Source organism: Pseudoalteromonas sp. GW168-MNA-CIBAN-0100, from assembly GCF_040309225.1.
GTDB classification, from domain to species: Bacteria; Pseudomonadota; Gammaproteobacteria; order Enterobacterales; family Alteromonadaceae; genus Pseudoalteromonas; species Pseudoalteromonas arctica.
The window spans coordinates 1-283 of sequence record NZ_JBEOOL010000459.1; the positions used below are offsets into that span (position 1 = coordinate 1).

Annotated in this window: 1 pseudogene; it reads left to right on the top strand. The window is 46.6% G+C overall.

The window, feature by feature from the left end:
* Positions 1-283: pseudogene (locus AAEY62_RS21945) on the top strand (S9 family peptidase); the annotation flags it as partial.

The window sequence follows — 283 nt, forward strand, 5'->3', positions numbered from 1 at the left end:
GCGCTAAACTCTGTCCTTACTGCATCCCCCTATGAATGGCTACCCGATAGCAGTGCCTTGGTTGCAAATTTAGCCGTTAATTTAGGAAAAACCAGGTTACAAAATGATAGTCAAAGTACTGTGCCTGTTATTCAGCAAAGTAGCGGCGAAAAAGCCCCTGCACGTACTTATCAAAACTTATTAACCGGTCCGTTTGATGAGGCGCAGTTTAAGTTTTATGGCCAAGGGCAACTCGCCTATATAACGCTTGATGGACATGCGCAACCGATTGGCCGCCCTGCGT